Raw genomic sequence first — 17,110 nt, 5'->3', positions numbered from 1 at the left:
TCTGCGCCCGGAGGCGGCACGGCAATAAAAAAATGGGGTGACCGATGGGGCTCGAACCCACGACAACCGGAATCACAATCCGGGACTCTACCAACTGAGCTACGGTCACCACTCAGAGAACAGGAATTCTAGCATGCCTGAAATCCTTTTGCAGGCAGTCGTCCGGCGCTTGATCGTCATCCCGTTTTAGGTCATGTTATCGGTTACGGATTTGATTTCAGCGGTTTGCCGGGGCCGCCCGGAAATTGGCCCGGCCGCAGGCCGTGCCCCTGGCGGCCGGACTTCTCCCATAAGGAACCCTCTCATGGCACAGATTTTCGTCGTCCACCCCGAAAACCCGCAATCCAGGCTGCTTCAGCAGGCCGGAGACCTGCTGGCCCAGGGAGGGCTGGTGGCTGTCCCCACCGATTCCAGCTATGCCGTCGTGGCGCGCCTGGACGACAAGGACGCCGCCGAACGCCTGCGGCGGCTGCGCGGCCTGGACGAACGCCATCATCTGACCTTGCTGTGCCGCGATCTGGCGGAAATCAGCCACTTCGCCAAAGTCGACAATCCCCAGTACCGGCTGCTGAAGCTGGCCACGCCGGGCCCCTGGACTTTCATTCTGGAAGCCACCAAAGAGGTTCCCCGCCGCGTTTCGCATCCCTCGCGCAAGACCATCGGCATCCGCGTGCCCGAGCACCGGGTCGCGCTGGCCCTGATCGAGGCGGCCGGCTCGCCGCTGCTGTCGACCACTTTGATCCCGCGCGATGAAACCCTGCCCCTGAACGACGCCCAGGACATCGTCGGCCGCTACCAGCACGACCTGGCCGCCATCGTCGATGGCGGCTCCTGCCCCTTCGAGCCCACCACCGTCATCGATCTGACGGAGGAACCCCCCAAAGTCGTGCGCGTCGGGCGCGGCGATCCGGCCGCTCTGGGCCTGGCCTGACACCGCCTGCGGCGCAAGCGGTTAAGCTTACGGGGTTTGCCGGCCATCGGCCGGCGCTTCGCACTTCCGAGTTCCTGTGGACAATCTGATCCAGACCCTCGCCGTCTATGCCCTGCCGGTCCTGTTCGCCATTACCCTGCACGAGGCCGCGCACGGCTACGTGGCGCGTTATTTCGGCGACCCCACGGCTGCGCAGGCCGGCCGCATCAGCCTGAATCCCCTGCGGCACATCGACCCGATGGGGACGATCGTCGTGCCGCTGGTCCTGCTGTTCACCACCAAGCTCATGGGCGGCGGGCTGCTGTTCGGCTGGGCCAAGCCCGTGCCGGTCGACTGGGGCCGCCTGCGCCGGCCCAAGCGCGACATGCTGTGGGTGGCGCTGGCGGGGCCGGCTTCCAACCTGCTGATGGCCATCGGTTGGGTGCTGTTCCTGCGCGTCTTGCTGATGGCGGGCCTGATCGGCGGCCCCGGGGATTTCTGGGCATTGATGGCACAGGCCGGGGTCCAGGTCAATCTGATCCTGATGGCGCTCAATCTGCTGCCGTTGCCGCCGCTGGACGGAGGGCGGATCGTCTTCAGCCTGCTGCCGCCCCGCCTGGCCTGGCGCTATGGCCGCATCGAGCCCTACGGGCTGGTGATCCTGATCGTGCTGATGATGCTCGGGTGGCTCTGGCCCCTGATGCTGCCGCTCCTGAAACTGGGCCAGTGGGTCGTCAGCGGATTTTTATAGATCGCCGGTCCGAATCCGGTAAACTTGGCTTTTTGTTTCGCTCGGGATCCTTTCCGGGCGTCTTGCGGAGGCATTCCTCATCATGGCCGGTTCGGATTCATCGACCCCAGTCTTTCAGGGCAGCATGGTTGCCCTGGTCACGCCCATGCATCCCGATGGGCAACTGGACCTGGAAGCCTTCCGAAAACTGATCGACTGGCACGTCGAGCAGGGCACCGACGCCCTGGTGGTGGTCGGCACGTCCGGTGAATCCCCCACGGTTACCGTGCAAGAGCAGGCCGAACTCATCGAACTGGCCGTGCGCCACGCCGACGGGCGCATCCCCGTGATCGCGGGCACCGGCGGCAATTCCACCGCGGAAGCCATCGAACTGCAGCGCCATGCCTACGCGGCGGGCGCCGCGGCCGGCCTGACGGTCGTCCCCTATTACAACAAGCCCACCCAGGAAGGCCTGTACCAGCACTTTCGCGCCATCGCCGAATCCGGCGACCTGCCCAGCATCCTGTACAACGTGCCGGGGCGCACCGTGGCGGATCTGTCCAACGAGACCATCCTGCGTCTGGCCCAGGTGCCCGGCATCATCGGCGTCAAAGACGCCACCGGCAATATCGCCCGCGGCGCCCAACTGATCGCGGCCGCGCCCGAAGGCTTCCATGTCATCAGCGGCGACGACCCCACCGCGGCCGCGCTGATCCTGCTGGGCGGCCGGGGCAATATCTCCGTCACCGCCAACGTCGCGCCGCGCCTGATGCACGACCTGTGCGCCGCCGCGCTGCGGGGCGACGTGCCCGAAACCCGCCGGCTGAACAAGCAGCTCGCGACGCTGAGCCGCGTGCTGTTCCTCGAAGCCAACCCTATCCCCGTCAAGTGGGCCGTCGCCGAGATGGGCCTGACCCAACTGGGCTACCGCCTGCCGCTCACCCCCTTGTCGGATTCGTTACGCACCGTTGTGCGCCAAGCCCTGATTGAAGCAGGTTCTCTGTGATGATGAAACACATGCCGCTTACCCGGACCAGCCTGGTGCTGGCGGGTCTGCTGTCCCTGTCCGCCTGCTCGACGCTCGGCCAATTGACCGGGCAGTCCGAGTCGATCGAATACAAGAGCACCGTCACGGGGGATCCGCTGTCGATTCCGCCCGACCTGACCCAAGCCAACAAGAACACCCATTACGTGGCTCCCGAAGGCGTTGCCCGTCTGAGCGACTATCAGGCCCGCCAGAACACGCAAAGCGCCGATCCCGCCGACCGCGTGCTGCCCCGGACCCCCGGCGTCGAGGTCATGCGCGACGGGACGCTGCGCTGGCTGGTCGTCAACGAACCCGCCGAAACCCTGTATCCGAAGATCATCGAATTCTGGGGCGAGCAAGGCTTCACCATCCACTCCCAGAACCCCCAGGCGGGCCTGATCGAGACCGATTGGGCGGAAAACCGCGCCAAGATCCCCGAGGGCTGGCTGCGCAACGCCCTGGGCAGCGTGCTGGACCAGGTCTTCGACAGCGGCGAACGCGACCGCTTCACCACCCGCCTGGAGCGCGTGAACGGCAAGACCGAGGTCTATTTCAGCCACCAGCACATGGAAGAAACCCCCACGGGCGATGGCACGGCCTTCAAGTGGGTCTTCGGCAAGGAAGATCCGGGTCTGAATGCCGCCATGCTGGCGCGCCTGATGGTCTACCTGGGCACCGACCAGCAGCAGGCCGCGCAGCAGGTCAAGGCCGCCGAGGCGGGCGCCGCCACGGTGTCTGCCGCCCAGCTCTCTGCCGACCAGACATCCCTCACCGTGGGCGAGCCTTTCGACCGGGCCTGGCGCCGCGTCGGCGTGGCCATTGATTCGGCCCGCTTCACGGTCGAAGACCGCAATCGCGACCAGGGCGATTACTACATCCGCTACCTGGATACCGATTCGGGCGAAAAGATCGAGCAGCAGACTGTCTTCGGCCGCCTGTTCGGCACGCGCAATACGGCGGAACCCCAGAAGCTGCGCATTCATCTGGCGCAGCAGGGCGGCGGCACCGAGGTCAGCGTGCGCGACGAGGCCGGCCAGCCCAAGGCCGACGACACGGCGCGCCGCATCTTGTCGGTGCTGGCGAAAAACCTGAAGGAAACCCAGTAGGCCGCATCCGCGTCATGCAGAAGGCCAGGATTGGAATCCTGGCCTTTTGCTTTCGAGGCGGGGGCCGCGAGGGGCCGGGCCCGCCGCGGACGCGCGGTTCAGGCGGCGGCCTGCCGCTGGATGTCGGCGCCGCCCGCCGGTGGCGTTTGCAGCGTCTCGCCGAACCAGGCCAGATCCATGCCCAGAGAGGCGGTCTCGCCGACGATGAGCAGGGCGGGCGAACGGATGGCGTGGCGGCGCGCTTCTTCCACGACCGATCCCAGCGTGGCATGCAGAGTGCGTTGCCCGGGCCGCGAGCCGTTTTCCACCAGGGCGCACGGCAGCCCGGAGGCATGGCCTTCGGCCAGCAGTTGCGCGCGCAGCGCCGGCAGACGCTCCACCCCCATGTAGTAGACCCGTGTCCGGCCATCGCCGCGCGTGGCGTCGGGCGACGCGAGAGGGCCGGTTTGCGCCCGCCGGTGCGCGGTGGCCAGCGTCAGGGATTGCGCGTGGTCGCGATGCGTCAATGGGATGCCGGCATAGGCGCCGCAGGCCAGTGCGGCCGTGATGCCGGGCACGACTTCATAGGCGATGCCGTGCCGCTTCAGGTGCTGCAGCTCTTCGCCGCCCCGGCCAAAGACCATGGGGTCGCCGCCTTTCAGACGCACCACGCACCGTCCCTGGCGCGCATGCGACACCATCAAGGCATGGATACGGGCCTGGGTGGATTCGTGCGGTCCGCCGGGCGCCTTGCCCACGTCGATCACGTGCGCGTCGCGCCGCGCCAGCGACAGTACGGCGGGGCTGACCAGGCGGTCGGCCAGGATCACGTCGGCTTCGTTCAGGGCGCGCAGCCCGCGCAGCGTCAGCAAGCCGGGGTCGCCGGGCCCCGCGCCGACCAGCAGCACTTTGCCCGCCGGGGGCGGGGTGCGGGCGGACAGGGCCTGATCCAGCAGGGATTCCGCCTCGTCGCCGCGGCCGCGCCGCAAGGCGCCCAGGACGGGGCCGTCCAAGAGCCAGTCGTAGAAGTCCCGGCGCGCCCGCAGTTGCGGCCGCGCCTGGCGAATGACCGGCCGCTTGCGCTGCGCCAGGGCCGCCAAGGCGCCCAGGGCCGGATCGAACAGCGATTCAATGCGCTCGCGCAGCCGCCGGGCGATCACGGGTGCGGCGCCGCCCGATGAAATGGCGATGGTGAGCGGCGCCCGGTCGACGATGGCCGGCACCTGGACGCTGGACAGTTCGGGGTCGTCCACGACATTGCAGAACAGGCGGCGGGCGGCGGCGGCGTCGGCCACGCGCCGGTTCTGTTCGCGGTCGTTGGTGGCGGCGACGGCCAGCCAGGCTTCGTCCAGCAGGGCGGGGTCGAATTCGCCCAGGCGCAGTTCGATCTCGCCCTGCTGGACGCGCGCTTGCACCTGGGGATGCGCGGCACGGGCGTTGACGATCACCCGGGCGCCCGCGGCGCGCAGCAGCGCGATCTTGCGTTCGGCCACCAGGCCCGCCCCGACGACGAGGGCCGTGCGGCCTTTCAAGTCGGCGAACAGCGGAAAGTGGTTCATGCCGCGCTCGCCTTGTTGCCGGGCGCCGCAATGTGCGGGTCGCGCGCGTCCGCCTGGATCACGCCGGCGCGCACCAGGAAGTCGCCGAAACCTTCCTCCGCGATGCGCTCGCGCGCATATTGGCCGAACAGGGCGTCCAGGCTGGACAGGATGTCGTCTTCGGTGATGTTTTCGCGGTAGAGAACGTTCAGGCGCTCGCCGATGAAGTCCGCGCCCAGGCGCAGGTCGTAGCGCCCCAGGGCGCGGCCGACCAAAGCGATCTCGCCCAGGTAGGGGCGCGAACAGCCGTTCGGGCAGCCCGACAGGCGCAGCAGGATGGGCGCGTCGCGCAGGCCGTGCGTATCCAGCAGCGCCTCCAGCTTGGGCAGCAGCACCGGGGCGTAGCGCTCGCTCTCGGCCATCGCCAGCCCGCACGTAGGCAGCGCGACGCAGGCGATGTGGTGGCGGCGGATGCCGCTTTGCTCCTTGTAGCCGTCCAGCCCGTATGCCTCGACCAGGGCGTCGATGGCGGCGCGGTCGGCCTCGTCCACATTGGCGATCACCAGGTTCTGGTTGCAGGTCAGGCGGAATTCGCCCTTCAGGATCCTGGCGATCTCGCGCATGCCGGTCTGCAGGCGCAGACCGTCCTGGTCCCACAATCGGCCCGAGGAGACGTACAGCCCCAGGTGCCAGCGTCCGTCCTCGCCGCGCGCCCAGCCGTAGCGGTCGCCGTTGCGTTCGAAGCGATAGGGGCGCAACGGCTCCAGGGGGGCGCCGCTGCGCAGCGCGACCTGCTCGCGGAACCAGTCCACGCCCAGGCGGTCCACGGTGTATTTCAGGCGCGCATGCTGGCGCTCCTTGCGGTCGCCGTGGTCGCGCTGCAGGGTGACCACGGCCTCGGCCACGGCCACGACGTTTTCCGGCCGGGTAAAGCCGATCAGCGTGCCCAGGCGCGGGTAGGTGGTCGGGTCGCCCGCCGTAGCGCCCATGCCCCCGCCCACCGCCACGTTGAAGCCTTGCAGTTTTCCGTCCTCGATGATGGCGACCAGGCCCAGGTCGTTGGCGAAGACATCGCAGTCGTTGGTCGGCGGCAGGGCGACGCCGATCTTGAACTTGCGCGGCAGGTAGGCGGAATTGTTGCCGTAGATGGGCTCTTCGTCCGCCGCCTCGCCGACCTGTTCGCCGCCCAGCCAGATCTCGGCGTAGGCGCTGGTGCGGGGCAGGAAGTGGTCGGACAGGCGCTGCACCCATTGTTGCGTCAGCGCGTGCTGGCTGGACAGGTGCGGGTTGACCGAACTGATGACCTGGCGGTTCACGTCGCCGCAGGCGGCGATGGTGGTGGCGCGAGCCTCGTGGATGCCTTGCATGAAGGCGCGCAGATTGCGCTTCAGGATGCCGTGCCACTGGAAGGTCTGGCGGGTGGTGATGCGCAGGCCGCGGGTGGCGTATTTTTGTGCCAGTTCGTCCAGGGCCAGCCATTGGTCGGGGCTGATCACGCCGCCCGGCAGGCGGGCGCGCACCATGAAGGCGTAGGCCGGTTCCAGTTTCTGTTTGCGTCGTTCATCGCGGATGTCGCGGTCGTCCTGCATGTAGCTGCCGTGGAATTTCAGCAGTTTGGTGTCGGCTTCGGGGATGGCGCCGGTGACCGGATTTTCCAGTTCGCGGGCGATGGTGCCGCGCAGGAAGCGGCTGCCGGTCTTGATGTCTTCCAGGGGGGACAGGGGGGAAACACTCATGTCGGGTATGGCTCAATAGGGTTGAAGAGGTGCCGGTCCGGATCAGTAGACGTCGCGCGCGTAGCGCCCCTGGGCCGCCAGGTCGTCCAGCCACTGGCGGGCGCCTTCGTCGTCCAGGCCGCCGTGATCCCGGGCGATGTCCAGCAGCGCGGCATGTACGTCGCGGGCCATGCGGTCGGCATCGCCGCAGACGTAGACGCAGGCGCCTGCTTGGATCCAGTCGTACACGTCCGCGCCTTGCGCCAGCAGCTTGTGCTGCACATAGATTTTTTCAGCCTGATCGCGTGAAAATGCCAGGTCGATGCGGTGCAGATGGCCGTCCTTCAACGCCTGCTGCCATTCGGTCTGGTACAGGAAGTCGCTGGTGAAATGCGGGTTGCCGAAGAACAGCCAGTTGCGGCCCGGGGCGCCGGCCTCGGCGCGTGCCTGGACAAAGGCGCGAAACGGCGCTACGCCGGTGCCCGCGCCGATCATGATGATGTCGCGGGACGCGTCGGCCGGCAGGCGAAAGCGCGTGTTTTCCTCGATGAAGACCGGAACGGTGTCGCCTTCGGCGCGCTCGGACAGGAAATGCGAGGCCACGCCCCAGCGGGCTTCGCCGTCCAGCTCGAAGGCGACGTGCCCGAGCGTCAGGTGGACTTCGTCTTCGGCCACGGCCGCACAGGAGGCGATCGAGTACAGGCGCGGAGTCAGTGGCCGCAGGGCCGCCACCAGTTCCGGCCCGCTCCAGCGCACCGGCCATTGGCGCAGCGCATCGATCAACTGATGCGTGCTCAGGTAGGCGGCCAACTGCTCCCGGGCGTCGGGTGCCAGCAGCGCCGTCAGGTCGCCTTGCTGCGCGCGTTCCGCCAGGGCCGCCAGGAAGGGGCGGGTCAGCACCGTCAGTTCGCGGTAGCGGCCCAGCCATTCGCCCAGAGGACGGCTGGCGCCCTGGTGTTCGACGGCATCGGCGGCATTCAGGCCGCTGGCCTCCAGGACGCGGGCGACCAGGGTATCGTCCTGCAGGGGCCACACGCCCAGGGCATCGCCGGGTTCGTAATGCAGCTTGCTGCCCTCCAGGGACAGCTCCAGGTGGCGGATGTCCTTGTCGCTGCCGCGGCCCGTGATGGGCTGGTTCAGCAGGACTTCGGCCTGGAACGGGCGGTCGCGGGTGAATTTCTCGGTCTGGGGATGCAGCGGCGTCACGGTCGCCTGGGGGGCGGCGGCCGCGCCGGCTTTCAGGGCCTCGCGCGCCTGTTCCAGGGCCCGGGTCTGCCAGGGGATGGCGACCGTCTCGACGTCCAAGTCGGCAGCGCCCGCCTCTTGCAGGCGCTGCGCGCCCAGCTCGGCCAGGCGGGCGTCGATCTTTTGCGAAATGCCGCAGAACGAGGGATAGCTGGAATCCCCCAGGCCGAGCACGGCGTATTTCAGCCGGGGCAGTTTGGGCGCGCGCTTGCCCAGCAGGAACTCGACCCAGGCGATGGAGTCGTCGGGCGGATCGCCGTCGCCTTGCGTGCTCATCACGACATAGAGCAGTTGTTCGTCCTTCAGCTCCTTGGTCTTGTACTGGTCGGCCCGGACCAGGCGCGCCTCCAGGCCCAGTCCCTGAACCTGTTCATACAGCCCGGTCGCCAGGCGCTTGGCATTGCCCGTCTGGCTGCCGTAGAGAATGGTCAGACGCCGCGCGGCGTCGGCGGCGGGCGCGGCCGCCACCGTCAGCGGCGGCGCGGATTCGCGCGCGGGCTGGCGGGCCTGGGCGACCCCGGCGAAATAGCCCGAGAGCCAGTGCAGGCTGGGGGACTCCAGCGTGCCGGCCAATTCGGCGATCAGGGCATGGTGGGCTTCGGGCAGGTAGTTCGGCGCGAGCATGGCACGGTCTTGTGGAAATGAAGGAAGCGTCCATTCTCGGACGCTTCCTTCATGCCGTGAACGAACCGATGCTTATGTCTTTATGTGGACATAAGCAAATTGCCTGAATGACCTGGCCTGACGAATCGGAGCGCCTTGCAAGGCGCGACATGGACCGGGCTCAGTCTTCCCAGTGCAGCCAGCCTTCCTGCAGCCATTCATCGAGCAGGGCAAGGGTTTCGGGCGCCAGGCGGCGCACCGCGCCGGCATCCAGCACGCGCCGGTCGGCCAGTGCTTCCAGGCCGGGCTCGGCGGCCTGGGGGGCGACCTCTCCGTTGATGAAAAGCTGCCGGCCGCTGTACATCAGCCGCGTGCAGCGGTCCAGGGCCAGGCGCCCGGAGGCGGGCACTCCGGCGCTCAGCGAGAGGGGGTCGTCGGCGGGATCGAACAGGGCGCTGTCGGGCAGTGAAGTCAGCCATTGCCCCAGGAACCGGGCCGCCACCGCCTGGTCCAGGCGGATCCTGGACAGCGTGTCCAACGTGGCCTGCACCAGCGTATCGGGCAGCGCCGCCGGTGTGCGGGTGGCGGGCGCGCCGGCGTCGGTGTACAACGCGGCCAGATCGGGCCCGGGCAGGCAGGGATGCCCGTACAGCCCGGGATCGCCCAGGTGCTGGGCGGAAATCTGGTCGGCGGCGGCCTCCAGCAAGCCCCGGGCCAGTGTGGCCTGGCTGGGTACGCGGAAACCGATCGACAGCGTCATGCAGTCGTTGCCCAGGGCAATGCCGTCATGGCAGACGTGCGGCGGCAGGTACAGCATGTCGCCGGGCTCCAGGATGTCGTCGGCTTCCGGCTGGAAATCGGCCAGGATCTTCAGCGGCAATCCGGGCACCAGGGCGCGGTCCGCCTGCCGGCTGGTGCGCCAGCGGCGCCGGCCGCTGCCTTGCAGCAGGAACACGTCGTAGCTGTCGTAGTGCGGGCCCACGCCGCCGCCGTCGGTGGCGATGCTGATCATCAGGTCGTCCAGCCGCGCGTCGGAAATGAAGCGGAACTGCCGCATCAACGCAGCCGAGGCGTCGTCGTGCAGGTCCACGCTTTGCACCAGCAGCGTCCAATTGGGCTGGGTGGCGGGCGGCAGCCGGCGAAACGGCCCGTTTTTCAGCGACCAGCCCCGCTCGCCGTGCGTGATCAGGCGGGACTCGACCTCTTCGCGGCGGGCCAGTGTCTGCACATCCTGGATCGTGACCGGCGGCTGGAAACCCGGGATCGCCTGGCGCACCAGCAGGGGCTGCTTCTGCCAGTAGTCGCGCATGAAAGCCTGGGGCGTCAGGCCGCCCAGCAGCGGCGTGGGCTGGTCGATGTCGGGGGGCTGCATGGCGGATGTCCTGTGAAGTGTCGGGCAGGCCGGGCGCGGCGCTCAGAGAAAATCGCGGCGCAGTTGATAGATCAGTTCCAGCGCCTCGCGCGGGCTGAGACTGTCGGGTTCCAGCGCCTGCAAGGCGGTGCGCAACGGCGCATCCGGGTCGCCGCCGGACTCCTCCTCGACCTGCTGCACGAACAACCCCAGTTGGGATTCCGCCCGATTGCGTGCCTCCAGCTCGGCCAATTCTTTGCGGGCGTGGCGGATCACCACCGGCGGGATGCCCGCCCGCTGGGCCACGTGCAGGCCGTAGCTCTGGCTGGCCGGCCCGGGCCGGACCTCGTGCAGAAAGACCACGCCATCGGGCGCATCGGCCGCCGCCAGATGGACGTTGCTCACGCCGTGGGTCCGCTCCGGCAGACGGGTCATCTCGAAGTAGTGCGTGGCAAACAGCGTCAGGGCGCGGTTGGTCGTCAGCAGCCGGTGGGCGATGGCCCAGGCCAGCGCCAGGCCGTCGTAGGTGGACGTGCCCCGGCCGATCTCGTCCATCAGCACCAGGCTGCGTGGCGTGGATGCGCCCAGGATCACGCCCGCTTCCATCATTTCCATCATGAAGGTCGAGCGCCCGCCGGCCAGGTCGTCGGCCGCACCGATGCGCGTGAAGATGCGGTCCAGCGGGCCGATCTTCGCGCGGGTGGCCGGCACATAGCTGCCGGCGCGCGCCAGCAGCGCGATCAGCGCCACCTGGCGCATATAGGTGGACTTGCCGCCCATGTTCGGGCCCGTGATCAGCAGCATGCGGCGTTCTTCGTCCATGCGGCAGTCATTCGGCGTGAAGGACTCGATGCTGTGTTCCACCACCGGATGGCGGCCCGCCTCGATCTCCAGGCAGATGTCTTCGGACAGCACCGGCGCGACCCAGCCATGGGCGCGCGCATGGTGGGCCAGCCCGGCCAGCGCGTCGATCCGCGCCAGCGCGGCGGCGCTGCGCGCCAGGGCCGCCGCGTGGGCCGCCGCCTGCGCGAGAATCTGTTCGTACAGCAGTTTCTCGCGTCCCAGGCTGCGGTCCCGGGCCGACAGGACCTTGTCCTCCCAGGCTTTCAGCTCGGGCGTGATGTAGCGCTCCACGTTTTTCAATGTCTGGCGGCGGCGGTAGTCGTCGGGCACCTTGTCGGCCTGGCCGCGCGAGACCTCGATGAAGAAACCGTGGACGCGGTTGTATTCCACCCGCAGATTGGCAATGCCGGTGCGCTCGCGCTCCCGGGCTTCGACTTCCAGCAGAAAGGCGCCGTTGTCGCCCGCCAGTTGGCGCAGTTCATCCAGCTCCGCATCGTAGCCCGGGGCGATCACGCCGCCGTCGCGCACCGCCAGGGCGGGCTCGGCGGCGATGCCGCGCGCCAGCAGCGCGTGCAGCGCCGGGTCGACGGGCACGTCTCTCAGGCAGTCGGCCAGCAGCCCCTGGGCGCCGAAGGCGGATGCGGTCGCCTGCGCTAGCGCATCCAGCCCCCCCAGCGCATCGCGCAGGCTGGCCAGCTCGCGCGGGCGGATCGTGCCCAGGGCCAGGCGGGTCGCCATGCGTTCCAGATCGGGCAGAAGCCGCAATGCATCGCGCAATGCGCGCAGCGCGCCATCGGCATCCGGCGCCTGCAGCAACTGCGTGATGGCGTCCTGGCGCGCCTGCGCCTGCGGATTGTCGCGCAGCGGCGCCTGCAGCCAGCGGCGCAACTGGCGGCTGCCCATTGGCGTGCGGGCGTGGTCCAGCGTGCTGAACAGCGTCGGCCCCTCGCCGCCGTTCAGCGTGTCCGTGATCTCCAGGTTGCGCCGCGTGGCCGGGTCCAGCACCACGTAGTCGCCGCCCGCATCCACCGACAGGCTGTGCACGTGGCTGAGCGCCTGCGTTTGCGTGGCCCCGACATAGCGCAGTAGCGCGCCCGCCGCCCGCATCGCCAGCGGCAGGTGATCCAGCCCGAAAGCGCCGACATCGTTCACGCCGAAATGGCGCAGCAGCGTATCGCGCGCGCCGTCGGCCTCGAAGTGCCAGTCCGGCACCCGGCTGATCGCCGCGTCCAGCCCGGAAACATCCAGCGGCTGCGTGTCCGCCTGTTCCGCGCAGACCAGTTCGGCGGGCGCGATGCGGGCCAGTTCCGCATCCAGCAGCTCGGGGGTCGATTCGCAGGCCTTGAAGTCGCCGTTGGCCAGGTTCATCCAGGCCAGGCCCAGTGTCTCTCGGCCATGGCCGCGCCCGCTGATCAATGCGGCGATCCGGCGGTCGTCGTTGGCCGGCAGCAGCGCGTCGTCGGTCAGCGTGCCCGGCGTCACCACGCGCACGATCTTGCGCTCGACGGGCCCCTTGCTGGCGGCCGGGTCACCGATCTGCTCGCAGATGGCGATGGATTCGCCCAGCGCCACCAGCCGCGCCAGGTAGCCCTCCATGGCGTGATGCGGCACGCCGGCCATCGGGATCGGCGCGCCGTTGGACGTGCCGCGCTTGGTCAGCGTCAGGTTCAGCAGCCGTGCCCCGCGCTCCGCGTCTTCGTAGAACATTTCGTAGAAGTCGCCCATGCGATAGAACAGCAGATGCGACCCGGCCTGGGCCTTGAGCTGTAAATATTGCTGCATCATCGGCGTGTGGCCGGAGAGATCGGGGGTGGACATGGGCGGAATGCTGGCGGGAGGTGAAACGAGGAGACCCGTATTATCGTTCAATGGGGTGGGGGATGTCTGGGGCTGGTTGGCGCCAGATCGTGGACGGCATGAGCGCGGGAGCCATGTTTTAGAAATCTACCTGGACCGTCGTGATGCCGAGTGAGGCAGCGGCCAGCACTTATGCCGGAGTCGGCTCCATGGGCTGGAGCGATTCCAGCACGGTTTGCAGATCGGTGTTGAGTTCGGCAGTGCGCAGATCGAAGGCGACTTGCAGGTTCAGCCAGGATAGTGCGTCGCCGCCGAAGTAGCGGCTTAAGCGTAACGCTGTGTCGGCCGTGATACCACGCCGTTCGAGCAGGATGTCGTTGATGCGTGAAGCCGGAACGAGCAGATGGCGGGCTAGTGCGTTGGCGCTCATGCCCAGAGGCTTCAGGTAGTCCTCACGCAGGATATGTCCGGGGTGTATGGGGCGCATGCCACTTTTGATCATGATTGAATCCTTCTGTAGACGTGTCCTTTGAAGCGAAGTGCTTTTCAGTGGTAGGCCACAATTCTGATCTCTTCTTGGCCTTTATCAGTCCAGAAAAAGTAAATACACCATTGTGCGTTGATTCGGATGCAGCAGCGTTCTTGCCGATTCTTATTTTATACCGCTTACCGGTATTCGATATGGGTGCACGAATAACAAGGATGGGTATTGATCGCGCGCGTGCGGGGTTGTCAGAAATTCCGTGTTTGAAGCGGGTTGAGCACTACACGGAAAGACGGCTGAATCGATCCTCATAGAGGATCGCGAACTGGTTCATGGCCTGCTTCCAGTCATGCGCGGATCGGCTCCATTTTGCCGTGATATTGCGCAGCGCCAGCCAGATCAGTTTAGCGGCGGCATCATCGCTGGGGAAATGCCCCCGAGTCTTGATGATCTTGCGCAGTTGCGAATTGATGTTCTCGATGGCGTTGGTGGTGTAGATCACACGGCGCACGGCCGGCGGGAAGGCAAAAAACGGAATCACCCGGTCCCACGCATTGCGCCATGCCGCGCTGACGGTCGGGAATTTCTGCCCCCAGGGACCGTCTGCAAAGGCCTCAAGTTCGGCCTGAGCAGCTTCGGCGCTGACGGCGGTATAGATCGGTCGGATGGCGGCAGCCAGCGCCTTACGGTCCTTCCAGCTCGCATAGTCCAGGCTGTTGCGGATCAGGTGAACGATGCAGGTTTGTAGCGTGGTGGCTGGAAAGACGGCTGCCAGCGCTTCGGGCATGCCTTTGAGGCCGTCGGTGACGGCGATCAGGATGTCGCACACGCCTCGGGTCTTCAGATCGTTGAAAACCTTCATCCAGAATTTGGCCCCTTCGGTGCCTTCGATCCACAGCCCCAGGATGTCACGGGTGCCGTCGGGCAGCACCGCCAGGGCCAGGTAGACGGCCTTGTTGCGCACGACCGCATCCTCGCGGATCTTGACCCGCAGGGCATCGAAGAACACCACCGGGTACATCGGTTCGAGCGGCCTGGCTTGCCAGGCGGTGACCTCCGCCATCACCTCATCGGTGACTGAGCTGATGAAGTCTGGTGAGACCTCAGTAGCGTACTGCTCCAGCAGAAAGCCCTGGATCTCGCGCACCGTCATCCCCCGGGCATACATGGCGACGATCTTGTCGTCAAAGCCCGTGAAGCGGCGTTCGTGCTTGGGGATCAGCAGCGGGGCGAAGCTACCATCGCGGTCGCGTGGCACTTCGATGCGGATCGGGCCGTCCTCGGTCAGCACGGTCTTGGCGCCCTTGCCATTGCGCTGGTTGCTGACCGCTGCCGGCTTGGCTGCCCCGGCCGGATAGCCCAGGTGATGGTTCATCTCACCGGCCAGGGCGCGCTCGATCAGCGCCTTCTTGAAGGCCAGGGACGCAGCATTGATGGCTTCGGCCGTCATCGGACCGTGACCGAACGACTCCAGCAACTCTGGAGCAATGGTCGGCAGCGCGGCTGGCTGGGTTCTTGGTTTGCGTGGCATAGACACTCCTTGGCGTCATGTTATGCCTCAAACACGAAATTAATGACAGGCCCGCGCGTGCCGAACCCTGATCGCGAATACCAGCCCGGCCCGTGACGAATTCCACCGCATGCTTCACAATGCGCGCATTACATCATCCATGTCTCAAAGGACTCACCCCCACTATGCCCGACTCGCACGCTTCGCTTAAAGAACTCACCCTGCGGGGCGTGATTCTGGGCGCTTTGATCACCCTGGTCTTCACCGCGTCCAACGTCTACCTGGGCCTGAAAGTGGGCCTGACCTTCGCGTCTTCGATCCCCGCAGCGGTGATTTCCATGGCGGTGCTGAGGGCGTTCCGTGACTCCAATATTCTGGAGAACAATATCGTCCAGACGCAGGCGTCTGCGGCGGGCACCTTGTCGGCCGTCATCTTCGTGTTGCCGGCGCTGCTGATGATGGGGTACTGGACGGGATTCCCCCTGCTGCAAACCGCCATGATCTGCGCCTGCGGCGGAATTCTGGGGGTGGTGTTCACCGTGCCGCTGCGGCGCGCGCTGGTCGTCAACAGTGACCTGCCGTACCCGGAAGGCGTGGCCGCCGCCGAAATCCTGAAAGTCGGGCAAGCTCCGGGCGAGGGCGCGGAAACCCGGCGGCAGGCTGGCGGTTTGCGCGACATCCTGCTGGGCGGGGCGCTGGCGGGCGGCTTCAGCCTGATGACGAGCGGCCTGCGCGTGGCCAGTGACAGCGTGGGTTATTGGTTCAGCGCCGGGCGCGCCGTATTCCAACTGCCCCTGGGGCTGTCCTTTGCCCTGGTCGGTGCGGGCTACCTTGTGGGCATCGTCGGCGGTGTGGCGATGCTGCTGGGCGTGGTGCTGTCCTGGGGCGTGGCCGTGCCCTGGCTGACGTGGCTTTCGCCCATGCCCGATGGCGTCAGCCTGGCGGACTTCGCCTCCGGTATCTGGGTCTCCAAAGTGCGTTTGATCGGCGCGGGCATGATTGCCGTGGCGGCGGTCTGGACGCTGTTGACGCTCATCCGCCCCATGATCGAAGGCATGCGGATTTCGTTGTCGGTGCTGAAACGCGGGCCGGGCGAGTCGGGGCAGAGCCGCACCGACGCCGACCTGCCGCCCGGGCTGCTGCTGAAGCTGACGCTGCTTATGATCTTGCTGCTGGGCGCGACGTTCCAGTCCTTCGTGGCGGATTCGGGCCTGCCCGCGATGGCCGCCTGGACCCTGGTGGTGGCCGGGGTCGTGCTGGCGTTCGTCTTCGGTTTTCTGGTGGCGGCCGCTTGCGGCTACATGGCTGGCCTGGTCGGCTCGTCGGCCAGCCCGATCTCCGGCATCGCGGTGATCGCCATCCTGGCCGCGTCCATGATCTTCATCGGTATCGGCCAGACGCAAGACCTGCTGGGCAACCCCGAATCCGTACGCTTCATGACGGCGCTGGCGCTGTTCTGCACCTCGGTCGTCGTGGCCGTGGCGGCAATTTCCAACGATAACCTGCAAGACCTCAAGACGGGCTGGCTGGTGCATGCGACCCCGTGGCGGCAGCAGATGGCGCTGATCATCGGTTGCGTGATCGGCGCGGTGACGATTCCTCCGGTGCTGGAGCTGCTCTACGAGGCCTATGGTTTCATCGGCAGCCTGCCGCGCGAAGGCATGGATCCCGCCCAGGCCCTGGCCGCGCCGCAAGCGTCGCTCATGATCACCATTGCGCAAGGTCTGTTCAGCCACACGCTGGACTGGACCTTCATCCGCCTCGGTGTGCTGGTGGGCGCCGCGCTGATTGCTTTCGATTGGGTTCTGGGGCGATTCAGCCGGTTCCGCGTGCCGCCGCTGGCGGTGGCCATGGGCGTCTACCTGCCGCCCACTGTGGCGACGGCGCTGTTCGTCGGCGCGTTGATCTCGTGGTTCGTGCGGGCCCGGATCCGCGCCCGGGCGCTGCCGGACGGCGCGGGCCGCGATCAGGCCGAGCAGGCCAGTGAGCGCACGGGCACGCTGTTCGCTTCGGGACTGATCGTGGGCGAGAGCCTGGTGGGCGTGGTGCTGGCCATCGTGATCGTGGGCTCCATGGCGTCCGGCGGCGGCGATGCGCCGCTGGCGGTGGCGGGGCCTGAGTTCGCACCGATCGCCACCGGCATCGGGCTGCTGGCCTTTGTAATCATGTGCGCCGTGTTCGTGCGGCGTGTGCTGGCGGCGGCCGGTGTGGCTGGAAAAGATTGACGCAACAGGTGCGTCCACTTCATATCCGGCGTGTCACGGCGCCGTGA

At 67.3% G+C, this 17,110-nt stretch carries 12 protein-coding genes and 1 tRNA gene; 5 read left to right on the top strand and 8 right to left on the bottom strand.

Annotated elements, in window-relative coordinates; all coding sequences use genetic code 11:
• Positions 1-33: 33 nt before the first annotated feature.
• Positions 34-109 (bottom strand) — tRNA-His (locus ABRZ00_RS02555).
• 195 nt (positions 110-304) lie between these two features.
• On the opposite strand from ABRZ00_RS02555, the gene ABRZ00_RS02550 reads away from it, so the two are divergent.
• The 4 genes from ABRZ00_RS02550 (at position 305) to bamC (ending at position 3,773) form a co-directional block, all read left to right on the top strand.
• The gene (locus ABRZ00_RS02550; RefSeq protein WP_368641251.1) at positions 305-931 is read left to right on the top strand and encodes an L-threonylcarbamoyladenylate synthase; all 627 of its coding nucleotides are present in this window, start codon (positions 305-307) and stop codon (positions 929-931) included.
• A gap of 76 nt (positions 932-1,007) precedes the next feature.
• Complete coding sequence (locus tag ABRZ00_RS02545; RefSeq protein WP_368640266.1) at positions 1,008-1,661, top strand: site-2 protease family protein; 654 nt, start codon at positions 1,008-1,010, stop codon at positions 1,659-1,661.
• 82 nt (positions 1,662-1,743) lie between these two features.
• A complete protein-coding gene (gene dapA / locus ABRZ00_RS02540; RefSeq protein WP_343837216.1) occupies positions 1,744-2,646 on the top strand; it encodes a 4-hydroxy-tetrahydrodipicolinate synthase in 903 nt (300 codons plus the stop codon).
• A 2-nt stretch (positions 2,647-2,648) separates the two neighbouring features.
• Positions 2,649-3,773: an outer membrane protein assembly factor BamC gene (gene bamC, locus ABRZ00_RS02535; protein WP_343837384.1), complete on the top strand. Its 1,125-nt coding sequence runs from the start codon at positions 2,649-2,651 to the stop codon at positions 3,771-3,773.
• Positions 3,774-3,871: 98 nt separating this feature from the next.
• Here bamC and cysG read toward each other — a convergent pair whose 3' ends face one another.
• From cysG to ABRZ00_RS02500, 7 genes are all read right to left on the bottom strand, one after another.
• On the bottom strand, positions 3,872-5,311 hold the full coding sequence (gene cysG, locus ABRZ00_RS02530) for a siroheme synthase CysG (protein WP_368641252.1): 1,440 nt from the start codon (positions 5,309-5,311) through the stop codon (positions 3,872-3,874).
• Positions 5,308-7,026 (bottom strand): assimilatory sulfite reductase (NADPH) hemoprotein subunit, encoded by a 1,719-nt coding sequence (gene cysI / locus ABRZ00_RS02525; protein ID WP_368641253.1) that lies wholly within the window; start codon positions 7,024-7,026, stop codon positions 5,308-5,310. Before cysI ends, cysG begins: the two co-directional genes overlap by 4 nt.
• Positions 7,027-7,068: 42 nt before the next feature.
• The gene (locus tag ABRZ00_RS02520; RefSeq protein WP_368641254.1) at positions 7,069-8,874 is read right to left on the bottom strand and encodes an assimilatory sulfite reductase (NADPH) flavoprotein subunit; all 1,806 of its coding nucleotides are present in this window, start codon (positions 8,872-8,874) and stop codon (positions 7,069-7,071) included.
• A 160-nt stretch (positions 8,875-9,034) separates the two neighbouring features.
• Positions 9,035-10,225 carry a JmjC domain-containing protein gene (locus tag ABRZ00_RS02515; RefSeq protein ID WP_368641255.1) on the bottom strand — a complete coding sequence of 397 codons (1,191 nt, stop codon included), beginning with the start codon at positions 10,223-10,225 and terminating at the stop codon, positions 9,035-9,037.
• A 42-nt stretch (positions 10,226-10,267) separates the two neighbouring features.
• Positions 10,268-12,865: a DNA mismatch repair protein MutS gene (gene mutS, locus ABRZ00_RS02510; protein ID WP_368641256.1), complete on the bottom strand. Its 2,598-nt coding sequence runs from the start codon at positions 12,863-12,865 to the stop codon at positions 10,268-10,270.
• 169 nt (positions 12,866-13,034) lie between these two features.
• A complete protein-coding gene (locus ABRZ00_RS02505) occupies positions 13,035-13,346 on the bottom strand; it encodes a HigA family addiction module antitoxin (protein WP_368641257.1) in 312 nt (103 codons plus the stop codon).
• 262 nt (positions 13,347-13,608) lie between these two features.
• On the bottom strand, positions 13,609-14,859 hold the full coding sequence (locus ABRZ00_RS02500; protein WP_368641258.1) for an IS256 family transposase: 1,251 nt from the start codon (positions 14,857-14,859) through the stop codon (positions 13,609-13,611).
• A gap of 164 nt (positions 14,860-15,023) precedes the next feature.
• Between ABRZ00_RS02500 and ABRZ00_RS02495 the strand changes: the two genes are divergently transcribed.
• Positions 15,024-17,063 carry an OPT family oligopeptide transporter gene (locus ABRZ00_RS02495; protein WP_368641259.1) on the top strand — a complete coding sequence of 680 codons (2,040 nt, stop codon included), beginning with the start codon at positions 15,024-15,026 and terminating at the stop codon, positions 17,061-17,063.
• Positions 17,064-17,110 lie beyond the last annotated feature (47 nt).

Origin of the sequence: Castellaniella ginsengisoli (assembly GCF_040955415.1) — a bacterium.
Taxonomy (GTDB): Bacteria; Pseudomonadota; Gammaproteobacteria; order Burkholderiales; family Burkholderiaceae_B; genus Castellaniella; species Castellaniella ginsengisoli.
Note: the sequence above shows the minus strand (reverse complement) of the source record. Positions and strands in the feature narration are given on the sequence as shown.